The 12,569-nt window shown below is 69.3% G+C and carries 9 protein-coding genes; 3 read left to right on the top strand and 6 right to left on the bottom strand.

Annotated elements, in window-relative coordinates:
- Positions 1-46: 46 nt before the first annotated feature.
- Complete coding sequence (locus J8I33_RS21315) at positions 47-751, top strand: DUF2968 domain-containing protein (protein WP_209939034.1); 705 nt, start codon at positions 47-49, stop codon at positions 749-751.
- Between the two features lie 78 nt (positions 752-829).
- Here the strand turns inward: J8I33_RS21315 and J8I33_RS21310 are convergent, their stop codons facing one another.
- Positions 830-1,798: a hypothetical protein gene (locus J8I33_RS21310; protein ID WP_209939033.1), complete on the bottom strand. Its 969-nt coding sequence runs from the start codon at positions 1,796-1,798 to the stop codon at positions 830-832.
- Between the two features lie 353 nt (positions 1,799-2,151).
- Between J8I33_RS21310 and J8I33_RS21305 the strand changes: the two genes are divergently transcribed.
- Positions 2,152-3,447, top strand: coding sequence for an MFS transporter (locus tag J8I33_RS21305; protein ID WP_209939032.1), 1,296 nt, complete (start codon positions 2,152-2,154; stop codon positions 3,445-3,447).
- Between the two features lie 81 nt (positions 3,448-3,528).
- Here J8I33_RS21305 and J8I33_RS21300 read toward each other — a convergent pair whose 3' ends face one another.
- On the bottom strand, positions 3,529-5,436 hold the full coding sequence (locus J8I33_RS21300; RefSeq protein WP_209939031.1) for a tetratricopeptide repeat protein: 1,908 nt from the start codon (positions 5,434-5,436) through the stop codon (positions 3,529-3,531).
- A gap of 58 nt (positions 5,437-5,494) precedes the next feature.
- Here J8I33_RS21300 and J8I33_RS21295 point away from each other — a divergent pair, with 58 nt between their 5' ends.
- A complete protein-coding gene (locus tag J8I33_RS21295) occupies positions 5,495-7,138 on the top strand; it encodes an FAD-dependent monooxygenase (protein WP_209939030.1) in 1,644 nt (547 codons plus the stop codon).
- A gap of 8 nt (positions 7,139-7,146) precedes the next feature.
- Here the strand turns inward: J8I33_RS21295 and J8I33_RS21290 are convergent, their stop codons facing one another.
- Genes J8I33_RS21290 through J8I33_RS21275 form a run of 4 tightly spaced genes read right to left on the bottom strand, consistent with a single transcriptional unit; the run spans position 7,147 to position 12,449 of the window.
- Positions 7,147-7,398 (bottom strand): formate dehydrogenase subunit delta, encoded by a 252-nt coding sequence (locus J8I33_RS21290; RefSeq protein WP_050011555.1) that lies wholly within the window; start codon positions 7,396-7,398, stop codon positions 7,147-7,149.
- A 7-nt stretch (positions 7,399-7,405) separates the two neighbouring features.
- The gene (gene fdhF / locus J8I33_RS21285) at positions 7,406-10,357 is read right to left on the bottom strand and encodes a formate dehydrogenase subunit alpha (protein ID WP_209939029.1); all 2,952 of its coding nucleotides are present in this window, start codon (positions 10,355-10,357) and stop codon (positions 7,406-7,408) included.
- A 17-nt stretch (positions 10,358-10,374) separates the two neighbouring features.
- Entirely contained in the window at positions 10,375-11,952 is a 1,578-nt protein-coding gene (locus J8I33_RS21280; RefSeq protein WP_124595023.1) for a formate dehydrogenase beta subunit, read from the bottom strand.
- A complete protein-coding gene (locus J8I33_RS21275; RefSeq protein ID WP_050011552.1) occupies positions 11,949-12,449 on the bottom strand; it encodes an NAD(P)H-dependent oxidoreductase subunit E in 501 nt (166 codons plus the stop codon). The genes J8I33_RS21280 and J8I33_RS21275 overlap by 4 nt, the downstream gene beginning before the upstream one ends.
- Positions 12,450-12,569 lie beyond the last annotated feature (120 nt).

The raw sequence follows: 12,569 nt of genomic DNA, 5'->3' as shown, positions 1-12,569 counted from the left end.
TTTGCACGATAATCGCCAGTTCCGATTCGTTCGCCGGAGTCTGACGTTGGCTTTCCGAAATTTCTCCCCTGCACGATGCGCAACGTGGATCGTTGCGCTGGCTGCCTGCGCGCAAGCGGGCACGGCCTGGTCTACCGACGCGACCGCACCCGTCGCCGGTACGCGTCCGGCGGTCACGAGCCTGAGCGGCAGCGCGGCGCCGGCGCCGGCGGCGTCGGCGTCGGCCGCGACGGAGGCCGCCGTGCAAGGCAACGTCGCCGAGCTGACGCAGATGCTGCACGACGGCCGGATCGTCGAGATGCGCACGACGTACAACGGCAGCTACGGTGCGAGCCTGATGTTCGATCCGCGCGAGATGACGTATTACGTCGCGCTGTTCCAGGACAAGAACCTGTGGCGCGTGATTCGTTCGCAGGAAAAGACGCGCGCGGAGATGGTGTACGCGAATTTCGTCCAGCAGACGGCGCAGCTCGCCGAGATCGAGATCCGCCGGACCGAGCTGCAGGCGCAGAAGGCATTTCTCGAACGCGTGATCGCGCTGCAGGCGAATCGTGCGCAGCAGTTGCAGGCCGATCTGAGCGTCGCGCGCAGCCAGCAGGCCGAAGTCGCGCAGCGGCAGAAATCGGCGCAGGAGCAGGCGCAGGCGCTGCAGGTCGAGAAGCGGGCGGCGCAGTTGCAGTTGCGCGATCTGCAGGAGCAGGTGCGGCAACTCGAGAAGCAGACCGAGACGGGGCTGCCCGTGCACAAGTAACGTGTCGTCGAGCGGACGAAACGAGACGAGCGAAAACCCGGCGAAGCGATCTTCGCCGGGTTTTTTATTGCGCGGGCGTCAATGCGCGAACGCGTCCGGCACGTCGGTCACGCGGCGGTGCGACAGGTGCGACGTCCAGTCGACGCCGGCCGGCGGGTGCGCCGGCCGGGCCGGCTGCGCGGCGCGCAGCGCGTTCGCCATGGCGATTAGCGCGGCCGGAGCGTCGAGCGAATCGCGCGTATCGCGCGTGCCTGCGATTTGCGGCGGCGGAGCGAGCCGGTCGCGTGTGCCGGTGTGGGTCGCTGCGCGCAGGAGCGGCGCACGCTGGAGCGGCTGATGTGCGGCGAGCCGCGGCACGACCGGCGTGCGGGTCGGGGCGTTTGCCGTGCGCTGGCCGGTTGCCCGACGTGGCGAAGCAGGGGCGGCATGCCGCACGTCGGCCGTCGCTTGCGGGCGAAGCGTTGCGGGTCGAAGCGCGACGCGATGCTTGGCTGGCGGCGATTCGACCGTGTTCGCGACAGGCGTCGCCACCTTGTGCTGCGGCATCGCATGCGTCGACGTATCCGGTTGCGCCGCCGCGATACGTATCGTGCCGGTCGATGTCGCGGCGTGATCGGGCGTACTGCCGGCCGCCTGGATCGCGTACGCGGGACCGGAACCCGCGGGCCGGTCGTACGTCCCGATCAGCCAGCCGATGATGCCGAGCGCGCCGATGCTCCAGCAGACGACGTACATCGCGCGCCGGTCGCGAGCGTGGCGCGCGGAATGGCGCAAGCGCCGGCCCGGGACAACTGCCGACGGGACAGGCAGCCCGGCCGAAGCCGGCAGCGACGCCGCCACGGATAGCGGCTGCCATCGGCACTCGCGGTGCGGTCGGTCGACATCGATGCAGGACGTCGTCAGCGTCGCGAGGCAGTTCCTGCCGGGCCCTGCGCCGGGTGCGCCGCGAAATCGCCATTCGCGGCCGAACGGCGGGACGTGGTCGAGCGGGGTGGCGCGAGGGCGGGCGAGCGCGCCTTCGACCGGGACGAGGGGCGATGGGATCATGGCAGGGGCGTCGTGCGACACGGGCATCCGTGCCGGCGCGGCGTGAAAATGTCGTCGCAAATCGTGACATTGTGGTCAGCCGGCGAAGGTCGGTCGATCAGATCGATCTGATTCTTGTGTCCGCTTCGGGGCGACTTGTACGAGGCGGACATCGCGACGTCGGTGACAGGGGCGCTACAAGGCAAATGTCGGGTTGCCGTGGCATGATTCGCGGATCATGCCGGCGGCGCGCCGTTACGCGCCGTGCCGCCGGCGGGCAGCGATGCCCGTGCGCGTCGGCCCGACCCGGCGCGGCGCGCGTCGCCGGATCCATGCGGCGCGGTATTCGCGCCATCCGAGCTGAGCGAGAAACCATGTCCACAGCGTCGCCTGCCATCGCGCAGGAATCGAAAGTCCGCACCGTCTTCCGGGTCGTCAGCGGCAACTTCCTGGAAATGTACGACTTCATGGTCTACGGGTATTACGCGTCGGCCATCGCGAAAACGTACTTTCCGAGCGGCAACGCGTTCGCGTCGCTGATGCTGTCGCTGTCGGTATTCGGCGCGGGCTTCCTGATGCGACCGGTCGGCGCGATCGTGCTCGGCGCGTATATCGACCATCACGGCCGCCGCAAGGGGCTGATCCTGACGCTCGGGCTGATGGCGATCGGCACGCTCGCGGTGGCCGCGATACCGGGCTATGCGACGATCGGCGTGCTCGCGCCGGTGCTCGTGCTGCTCGGCCGGTTGTTGCAGGGCTTCTCGGCGGGCGTCGAACTCGGCGGCGTGTCGGTCTACCTGTCGGAGATCGCGACGAAGGGCCACAAGGGGTTTTATACGTCGTGGCAGTCGGGCAGCCAGCAGGTGGCCGTCGTGTTCGCCGCGTTCGTCGGCGTCGTGCTGAACCGCGCGCTGCCGGTCGAGGAAATGACCACCTGGGGCTGGCGCATTCCGTTCCTGATCGGCTGCCTGATCGTGCCGTTCCTGTTCCTGATCCGCCGTTCGCTGAAGGAGACCGACGAATTCCTCGCGAAGCGCCACCGCCCGACGATGGGCGAGATCATGCGCTCGATGCTCGACAACTGGGGTGTCGTGGTGGCAGGCATGGGGATGGTGATCATGACGACGGTGTCGTTCTACATGATTACCGCGTACACGCCGACGTTCGGCAAGGAAGTGCTGCATCTGTCGTCGCTCGATGCACTCGTCGTGACCGTCTGCGTCGGGATCTCGAATCTCGTGTGGCTGCCGCTGTCCGGTGCGCTGTCCGACCGTATCGGCCGCCGCCCGGTGCTGATCGCGTTCACCGTGCTGACGCTGCTGTCGGCTTACCCGGCCGTGCGCTGGCTCGTCGGCGATCCGTCGTTCCTGCGGCTGCTCGCGGTCGAGCTGTGGCTGTCGTTCCTGTACGCGTCGTACAACGGGGCGATGGTCGTCGCGCTCACCGAAGTGATGCCGGCCGACGTGCGGACGGCCGGTTTCTCGCTCGCGTACAGCCTGGCCACGACGATCGGCGGCTTCACGCCGGCGATCTCGACGCTGCTGATCCACCAGACCGGCAACAAGGCGGCGCCGGGGCTGTGGCTGAGTGTGGCCGCGATCTGCGGCTTGATCGCGACGCTCGTGCTGTACCGCACGTCCGACGCGCGCAACCAGTACAAGTCGGCCTGACGGCGGCCGGCATAGCGCGCGACGTCGGCCGCGGATCACCTTGAACAAGGGAGCGCAATGCGCTCCCTTGTTCGTTTGCGGTCATGCTTCGCGCAGCATGTCGGCCACCGTGGCCGCCACGTGGGGCCACGCGCCCGGCGCAGGCTGGCGCGCGATGCTGGCGCGCGCATACCACGGACAGTCGTCGCCGGTGAACCAGCGCCAGTCGGGAGCGAACGGCAGCATGACCCACAGCGGCTTGCCGAGCGCGCCCGCGAGGTGTGCGACCGCCGTGTCGATCGTGACGACGCCGTCGAGGCGCTCGACCAGCGCGGCCGTATCGGCAAAGTCGTTCAGCCGGCCGTCGAGACGATGCACGCGCGGATGCGCGTCGACGCGCGCGCGTTCGTCGTCGTCGAGCGCGGGCTGCAGCACGATCCAGTCGATGTCCGGCAGCGCGAGCAGCGGCGCGAGCGCATCGAACGGCATCGAGCGGTTTTCCTGCGCCTGTCGGCGCCCCGACCACGCGAGGCCGAACTTGCGCTTCGACTGCCCGCCGAGCGAGCCGCGAAAGCGCCGCCGGGCGCCGTCGGGTGCATCGAGGTAGCGCGAGCCGACGATGTCTTCCGGCTGAAGCCCGAGCAGGAACGGCAGGCTCATCAGCGTGCAGGCGACGTCCGCGGCCGGCGGCTTCGCGGCGCCTTGCGGGACGAGCGTCACGCGCCAGCGCGCGGCGGCCGGCGTCAGCAGCGCGACGAGTTCCGGCTGGACTTCGAGCACGACGCGCGCGCAGCGTGCGCGCACCTGCGGCACGAAGCGGACGAACTGCAGCGTGTCGCCGAACCCCTGTTCCGCGCGGATCAGCAGCGTGCGCGACGTAATCGGCTCGCCTTGCCAGCGCGGCAGCGCGCCGAGCGGCGTCGCGCCGGGCGTCTCGTGACGCGCTTCGTACGCGGGCAGGCCGCGCGTGAAGTCGCGCAGCGTCAGCAGCGTGACCGCGCGATGCAGCCGCGCGAGCGTGAGATCGGGCGCGACGCGCAGCGCCTGGTCGAATGCGCGCAGCGCCATCTCGTGCGCGCCGAGCGCGTGATGTGCGTTGCCGAGATTCAGCCACGCGAGCCCGAACGACGGATCGAGCCCGACGGCGCGCTCGTAGTAGGGCAGCGCGTCGCGGTGGCGCGCCTGCGCGCAGAGTGCGTTCGCGAGCCCGAACAGCGCGAGCGGAAACGGCGGGTGCAGTGCGAGCGCGGCTTCGAACGCCGCGGCCGCCTCGGCATGCCGGCCGACCGCATCGAACGTGTTGCCGAGATTGAAATGCGCGGCGACGAACCGCGGCTGCGCGGCGATCGCAGCCTGGAAGTGCGCGATCGCATCGTCGGCGCGACCCATCGCGCTCAGCGCCATCGCGAGGTTGTTGTGCGCGCCCGCATGGCCGGGCCGTAGCTCGAGCGCGCGACCGAACGCGGCGAGCGCGTCGTCGTGGCGGCCGAGCGCGTTCAGCGCGTTGCCGAGATTGTTGTGGATCGATGCGTCGTCGGGCGTGAGCCGCAGCGCACGGCCGAACGCGTCGATCGCATCGTCGTGACGCTGCAGCGCCGCATACGCGTTGCCGAGGTTGTAGTGCGCGAGCGGGAATTCGGGCGCGAGCGTCAGCGCGTTGCGGAAGCGGTCGATCGCTTCGTCGAGCCGGCCCAGCGCTTTCAGCGCGTTGCCGAGATTGAGCTGCAGCGCGGCATCGTCCGGACGCAGCGCGACGGCGCGGCCGACGAGGTCGGCTGCCTCGGCATGCTGGCCCTGCTGGTGCCGCAGCACGCCGAACAGGTGCAGCGCGTCGGCGTTGGCGGGGTTGGAGGCGAGTGCGTGGCGATAGCCGTGCTCGGCCTCGGCGAGGCGGCCCGCGCGATGTGCGGCGTACGCCCGGTCGAATGCGGAATCCATGACGCGAAAAGGGGCGGAAAGCGCGTATTTTCCCACACCGCGCGGCGAGGCCGCGCATCGGCCGGTCGGCATATGGCCCCGTCACGCGGAGCGGCGTAGACTGGCAGGGTCGCGTGTCATCGAGGTCTCCATGGCTGACACACTATCCGATATCCCGCCCGTGCTGATCGTCGGCGCGGGGCCGACCGGCCTTGCCGCGGCGATGAGCCTCGCGCGGACTCGCGTGCCGGTGCGCATCATCGATCGTCTCGCCGCACCGGCGCCATTTTCGCGTGCGATCGGCATCCAGGCGCGCACGCTCGAACTGCTGGAGCAGCATCGCGCGGTCGAACCGTTTCTCGCGCTCGGCCATCGCGCGCATGCGGCCGAGCTGCATGCCGACGGCCGCGTGATCGCGCGACTCGATTTCGATCCGCTGCAAACGCGCTATCCGTATCTGATGTTTCTCGACCAGAGCGTCACCGAGCGGCTGCTCGCCGAGCACCTGGCCGGAATGGGCGTGACCGTCGAACGCGGTACGGCGCTGACCGCGTGCGACACGGGCGCTACGTCGCTCGACGTGATGCTGCGCCGCGCCGACGGCCGCGACGAGTCGTTCGCGCCGTCATACCTGATCGCCGCCGACGGCGCGCACAGCACGGTCAGGCACCTGCTCGGCCTGGGCTTTACCGGACATGCATTCGAACAGACTTTCCTGCTGGCCGATTTCGCGGCGATACCCGACTGGTCCGACGAGGAGATCCACCTGTTCACGACGCCCGCGGGCATCGCGGGCCTGTTTCCGATGGGCGGCGGCCGTTACCGGCTCGTCGCGGACCGGCCGCCTGGCAGCGGCGCGTCGCCCGACTCGACGCCGTCGCTCGACGAATGCGACGCGATCATCCGCGCGCGCGTCGGCGCATCGATCTCGCCAAGCGATCTCGCGTGGTCGTCGTATTTCCATCTCCACAGCCGGATGGTCGACCGGCTGCGTCACGGCCGCGTGTTTTTCGCGGGCGACGCCGCGCACGTTCACAGCCCGGCCGGCGCGCAGGGCATGAACACAGGCATCCAGGAGGCGTTCAACCTCGGCTGGAAGCTCGCGCGCGTGCTGCGCGCCGGTGCGCCCGAGCGGTTGCTCGACACGTATCACGCGGAGCGCCATCCGATCGAGCGCGACGTGTTGCGGCAGACCGGTTTCGTCACGCAGGTGGTCGAAGCCGAGCGCGGCGCGATGAAGCTGCTGCGCGATCACGTCGTGCCGCTGCTGGCATCGTTCGGGCCGATGCGCGACGCGCTCAGGCGCACGGTCAGCGAGCTCGGCGTGCAGTACCGGAAGAGTCCGCTCACGCTCGAGCGTGTGCTCGACGGCGGTCCGCGCGCGGGCGAGCGCGCACCCGACGCGCTCGTGCACGTGCTCGACGGGCCGCTCGGTCGCGCGCCCGGCACGGCGCGGCTATACGATCTTCACGATCCGGCGAGTTTCACGCTGTTGCTGCTGGAAGAGCCGGCGAATACCGACGCCGGCGAGGTGCCGCCGATCCCGGCCGATGCGCAGGCGCTCGTGCAGGGGCTCGAACGGATCATGCCGGAAGCGGTGCGCGTGTGGCGCGTCGCCGATGCCGAAGGCGACGGCGCCGCGGGGCTCGCGCAGGAATACGGCCGCTCGCGGCCGTCGTTCTATCTGCTGCGGCCGGACGGCTATGTCGCCGCGCGCGGGCGCACGGCGACCGACGCGAACGCGCTGCTGCGCCACTGCGAAAGCTGGTTCGCGGGCATGCCGGTATCCGCGTAGCCGCGCGCTCAGGCGGGCGCCGCGGCAGGGACGAGCGACGCGCGATGCGCGGCGATCGCATCGCGCACGATCGGCGCCGCGCGCTGTCCGGCTTCACTCGACGGATCGTCGAGCGCGGCGAGCAATGCGCGACGCATCCGCGGCTCCCAGAAGCGCCGGATATGCTCGGCGATGCCGGCCAGCGCTTCGTCGCGATCGGGCATCGATTCGAAGAACGCGCCGATCTGGTTGGCCATGTCGATCAGGTGGTCGTGGTCCATGGTTGCCTCACTTGCCCGTCGTCGCGGCGGCCGGCTCGGCGGCGCGGCGCTCGAGCAAATCGAGCTGCTCCGAGTTGAAGCGCGCATACGCTTGTTGCCAGTCGGACGGTTGCGCCACCGGCAGCACCTGCACGGCCGTCACCTTGTATTCCGGGCAGTTCGTCGCCCAGTCGGAGCTGTCCGTCGTGATCACGTTCGCCCCCGATTCGGGGAAGTGGAACGTCGTGTACACGACGCCCGGCTGCATGCGCTCGGACACCAGCGCGCGCAGCACCGTCTGCCCCGCGCGCGATTCGATGCCGACCCAGTCGTCGGTGCGGATCCCGCGATCCTCCGCGTCGTGCGGATGGATCTCGAGGCGATCCTCTTCGTGCCACCGGACGTTTTCGGTCCGGCGCGTCTGCGCGCCGACGTTGTATTGCGACAGGATGCGGCCCGTCGTCAGGATCAGCGGATAGCGCTGTGTGACCTTCTCCGGCGTCGGAATGAACTTGGTGATCACGAACCGCCCCTTGCCGCGCACGAACGTGTCGATGTGCATGGTCGGCGTGCCTTCCGGCGCGTGTTCGTTGCACGGCCATTGGATGCTGCCGAGCGCGTCGAGCTTCTCGTACGACACGCCCGAGAAGGTCGGCGTGAGTCGCGCGATCTCGTCCATGATTTCCGACGGATGCGTGTAGTGCATGTCGTAGCCGAGCGCCTGCGACAGCAGCAGCGTGACTTCCCAGTCCGCGTAGCCCGCGAGCGGCGGCATCACCTTGCGCACGCGCGAGATCCGGCGCTCCGCGTTCGTGAACGTGCCGTCCTTTTCGAGGAACGTCGAGCCCGGCAGCAGCACGTGCGCGTATTTCGCGGTTTCGTTCAGGAAGATGTCCTGCACGACGATGCATTCCATCGCCGACAGCGCGGCCGCGACGTGCTGCGTGTTCGGGTCCGACTGGACGATGTCCTCGCCCTGGCAGTAAAGCCCCTTGAAGCTGCCGTCGAGCGCCGCGTCGAACATGTTCGGGATGCGCAGCCCCGGCTCCGGCTGCAGCGTGGCCGACCACGCCTGTTCGAACTGCGTGCGCACGACCTCGTCGCTGATGTGCCGGTAGCCGGGCAGTTCGTGCGGGAACGAGCCCATGTCGCACGAACCTTGCACGTTGTTCTGGCCGCGCAGCGGATTGACGCCGACGCCTTCGCGGCCGACGTTGCCGGTCGCCATCGCGAGGTTCGCGATGCCCATCACCGTCGTCGAGCCCTGCGCGTGTTCGGTCACGCCCAGGCCGTAATAGATCGCGGCGTTGCCGCCCGTCGCGTACAGGCGTGCGGCCTCGCGCACCAGCTCGGCCGGCACGCCCGTCACGTCCGCGGTCGCCTCGGGCGAATTGTCCGCCTGCGCGACGAAGTCGCGCCATTGCTCGAACGCGCGCGTGTCGCAGCGCTCGGCGACGAAGGCGTCGGCCACCAGCCCTTCGGTAACGATCACGTGCGCCAGTGCGTTGACGATCGCGACGTTGGTGCCGGGGCGCAGCTGCAGATGATGCGTGGCCTTCACGTGCGGGCCGTCGACGACGTCGATGCGGCGCGGGTCGATCACGATCAGCTTCGCGCCTTCGCGCACGCGCCGCTTCAGCCGCGAGCCGAACACCGGATGGCCGTCGGTCGGGTTCGCGCCCATCACGACGATCACGTCGGCCTGGCCGACCGATGCGAACGTCTGCGTGCCGGCCGATTCTCCGAGCGTCGTCTTGAGGCCATAGCCGGTCGGCGAGTGGCACACGCGGGCGCAGGTATCGACGTTGTTGTTGCCGAACGCCGCACGCACGAGCTTCTGCACGAGATAGGTTTCCTCGTTCGTGCAGCGCGACGACGTGATCCCGCCGATCGAATCGCGGCCGTACTTCTGCTGCAGCTTGCGGAATTGCGTCGCCGCGTAGGTGAGGGCCTCGTCCCAGCTCACTTCGCGCCACGGGTCGGTGATCTTCTCGCGGATCATCGGCTTCGTGATGCGGTCCTTGTGCGTCGCATAGCCCCACGCGAAGCGTCCCTTCACGCACGCGTGGCCTTCGTTCGCGAGACCGTTCTTGTGCGGCGTCATGCGCACGACCTGCGTGCCCTTCATCTCGGCCTTGAACGAGCAGCCGACGCCGCAATACGCGCAGGTCGTGACGACCGAGTGCTCGGCCTGCCCGAGCTGCACGACGGATTTTTCCTGCAGCGTGGCCGTCGGGCAGGCGGCCACGCACGCGCCGCACGACACGCATTCCGACGCCATGAACGATTCGCTTTCGCCGGCGGCGACGCGCGATTCGAAGCCGCGCGCGGCGATCGTCAGCGCGAACGTGCCCTGCGTTTCCTCGCACGCGCGTACGCAGCGGTTGCAGACGATGCACTTCGACGGATCGTACGTGAAGTACGGATTCGATTCGTCCTTCGTGTCCTTCAGGTGATTGGCGCCATCGAAGCCGTAGCGCACTTCGCGCAGCCCGACCACGCCGGCCATGTCCTGCAGCTCGCAGTCGCCGTTGGCCGGGCAGGTGAGGCAGTCGAGCGGGTGATCGGAGATGTACAGCTCCATCACGTTGCGGCGCAGGAACTGCAGCCGGTCCGACTGCGTGCGCACCTTCATGCCGGCTTCGGCCGGCGTCGTGCACGACGCCGGATAGCCGCGCCGGCCTTCGATCTCGACGAGGCACAGCCGGCACGAGCCGAACGGCTCGAGCGAATCGGTCGCGCACAGCTTCGGGACGTTGACGCCGGCTTCGATCGCCGCGCGCATCACCGATGTGCCGGCCGGCACCGTGACCGGCTGGCCGTCGATTTCGAGCGTGACGTCGGTATCGGCGTACCGTTGCGGCGTGCCGTAGTCGGTCTCGTCGTGCGGATCGCGTGCGTGCGCCTGGGCGGCGCTCTTGCACGCGCATTGGCCCGAGCCGCAGCCGCCTTGGCGGACGTTGTTCGTGTCGAGGGACATGCAGGGCTCCTTCTGGGTCAGGCCGCAGCCTTGACCGGGCCCGACGCGGCATCCTTGCCGGCAGCGAGCCCGAAATCTTCGGGGAAATGGTCGAGCGCGGACAGCACCGGGTACGGCGTCATGCCGCCCATCGCGCACAGCGAACCGGCGAGCATCGTGTCGCACAGGTCGCGCAACAGCGTGATTTGCCGCTCCGACGTGTCGCCGTCGCGGATCCGCGCGATCGTCTCGACGCCGCGCGTCGAACCGATCCGGCACGGCGTGCACTTGCCGCACGATTCGATCGCGCAGAACTTCATCGCGTATTCGGCCAGCTCGGCGAGATTCGACGTGTCGTCGTGCAGCACGATGCCGCCGTGGCCGACCACCGCGCCGATCGCCGTGTACGCCTCGTAGTCGAGCGGCACGTCCCACTGGTGATCGGGCAGGTAGGTGCCGAGCGGGCCGCCGACCTGCGCGGCGCGGGCCGGCCGGCCGCTGGCCGTGCCGCCGCCGAAGTCGAACAGCAGCTCGCGCAGCGTGACGCCGAACGCGAGCTCGACGAGGCCGCCGTGACGGATGTTGCCCGCCAGCTGGAACGGCAGCGTGCCGCGCGAGCGGCCCATCCCGTAGTCGCGATAGAACGCGGCGCCGCGCGCGAAGATCACGGGCGCCGTCGCGAGCGTGATCACGTTGTTGATCACGGTCGGCTGGCCGAACAGGCCCGCGAGCGCGGGCAGCGGCGGCTTCGCGCGCACGACGCCGCGCTTGCCCTCGAGCGATTCGAGCAGCGCCGTTTCCTCGCCGCACACGTACGAGCCCGCGCCTTTCGCGACGTGCAGCTCGAACGCATGCGCGGAGCCCAGCACGTGCTCGCCGAGCCAGCCGGCTTCGCGTGCGCGGACGATCGCGGCTTCGAGCGTCGCGATCGCGTGCGGGTATTCGCTGCGCACGTAGATGTAGCCGACCGTCGCGCCGGTGGCGACGCCCGCGATGATCATCCCTTCGATCAGGCAGTACGGATCGCATTCCATCAGCAGGCGGTCGGAGAACGTGCCCGAGTCGCCTTCGTCCGCGTTGCAGACGATGTATTTTTGCGCGGCGCGGGCTTGCCGCACGGTACGCCACTTGATGCCGGCCGGGAACGCCGCGCCGCCGCGGCCGCGCAGCCCCGACTCGATCAGCGTTTCGCATGCGGCGTCACCGTCGAGCGCCAGTGCGTTCTTCAGGCCGGCGAGGCCTTCGTGTTTCAGGTAGTCGTCGATCGATAGCGGATCGGTCAGGCCGATCCGCGCAAACGTGAGTCGTTGCTGGCGGGCGAGATACGGCAGCGCGTCGACGAGGCCGACACCGCTCGGATGCGCGCCGCCATCGAGCCAGTCGGCGTCGAACAGGGCCGGCACGTCGGCGGCCGACAGGTTCGCATAGCCGACGCGGCCCGCGGCCGTCCCGACCTCGACGAGCGGCTCGAGCCACAGCAGCCCGCGCGAGCCGTTGCGGACCAGTTCGATCGCGACGCCGCGCCGTTCGGCTTCGGCCGCGATCGCGGCGGCCAGTGCGTCGGCACCGAGCGCGAGCGCGGACGAATCGCGCGGAACATAGATGCGGGTCGTCATGCGGCCTCCGGCGTGTGGGCGACCGCGTCGGCCAGCAGCGCGTCGAACTTCTCCGGCGTGACCTTGGCGTGGAGCACGCCGTTGACCGTCATCGACGGCGATTGCGCGCACAGTCCGAGGCAGTAGACCGATTCGAGCGCGACGTCGTCCGGCGTGTGGCCCGCGGCCCCGTCGCCGTGCGGGGCGTCGAACCGGCAGCCCGTGCGGGCTTCCGCGTGGGCAGCGAGCGTTTCGCAGCCCATGCTGCGGCACGCTTCGGCGCGGCACATCTGGATCGTCACGCGCGCGGGCGGCGCGGTGCGGAAATGGTGGTAGTAGGTCAGGACGCCGTGCACTTCCGCGCGCGACAGGTTCAGCGCTTTGGCGAGCGGTGCGACGCAGCCCGAAGGCACGTAGCCCGCGTCGTCCTGGATCGCGTGCAGGATCGCGACGAGCGACCGGCCGGCGCGCGCATGGCGCTCGACGAGCGCGTCGGGCGCAGGGGAATTCGGGGACATCGGTTATGCTCCTCCAAAGTCTCATATGCGCTCGGAATTCATATAGTGCGCAGCGTGACTTCGTTCTGATTGATTTTCACCAACGATAAGCGGAAGATTTCGCGGTCGCAATAGGAAATC

It is taken from the genome of Burkholderia sp. AcTa6-5 (assembly GCF_017815075.1).
GTDB lineage: Bacteria > Pseudomonadota > Gammaproteobacteria > Burkholderiales > Burkholderiaceae > Burkholderia > Burkholderia sola.
The sequence above is the reverse complement of the archived record's forward strand: the minus strand, read 5'-3'. Positions and strand labels throughout refer to the sequence as shown.

What these genes read in the sequence shown, in the direction of transcription:
- J8I33_RS21305 (WP_209939032.1), top strand. Translation starts at nt 2,152, where the DNA reads ATGTCCACAGCGTCGCCTGCCATCGCGCAGGAATCGAAAGTCCGCACC.
- J8I33_RS21295 (WP_209939030.1), top strand. Translation starts at nt 5,495, where the DNA reads ATGGCTGACACACTATCCGATATCCCGCCCGTGCTGATCGTCGGCGCG.
- J8I33_RS21275 (WP_050011552.1), bottom strand. Translation starts at nt 12,449, where the DNA reads ATGTCCCCGAATTCCCCTGCGCCCGACGCGCTCGTCGAGCGCCATGCG.
- fdhF (WP_209939029.1), bottom strand. Translation starts at nt 10,357, where the DNA reads ATGTCCCTCGACACGAACAACGTCCGCCAAGGCGGCTGCGGCTCGGGC.
- J8I33_RS21310 (WP_209939033.1), bottom strand. Translation starts at nt 1,798, where the DNA reads ATGATCCCATCGCCCCTCGTCCCGGTCGAAGGCGCGCTCGCCCGCCCT.
- J8I33_RS21280 (WP_124595023.1), bottom strand. Translation starts at nt 11,952, where the DNA reads ATGACGACCCGCATCTATGTTCCGCGCGATTCGTCCGCGCTCGCGCTC.
- J8I33_RS21300 (WP_209939031.1), bottom strand. Translation starts at nt 5,436, where the DNA reads ATGCCGACCGGCCGATGCGCGGCCTCGCCGCGCGGTGTGGGAAAATAC.
- J8I33_RS21290 (WP_050011555.1), bottom strand. Translation starts at nt 7,398, where the DNA reads ATGGACCACGACCACCTGATCGACATGGCCAACCAGATCGGCGCGTTC.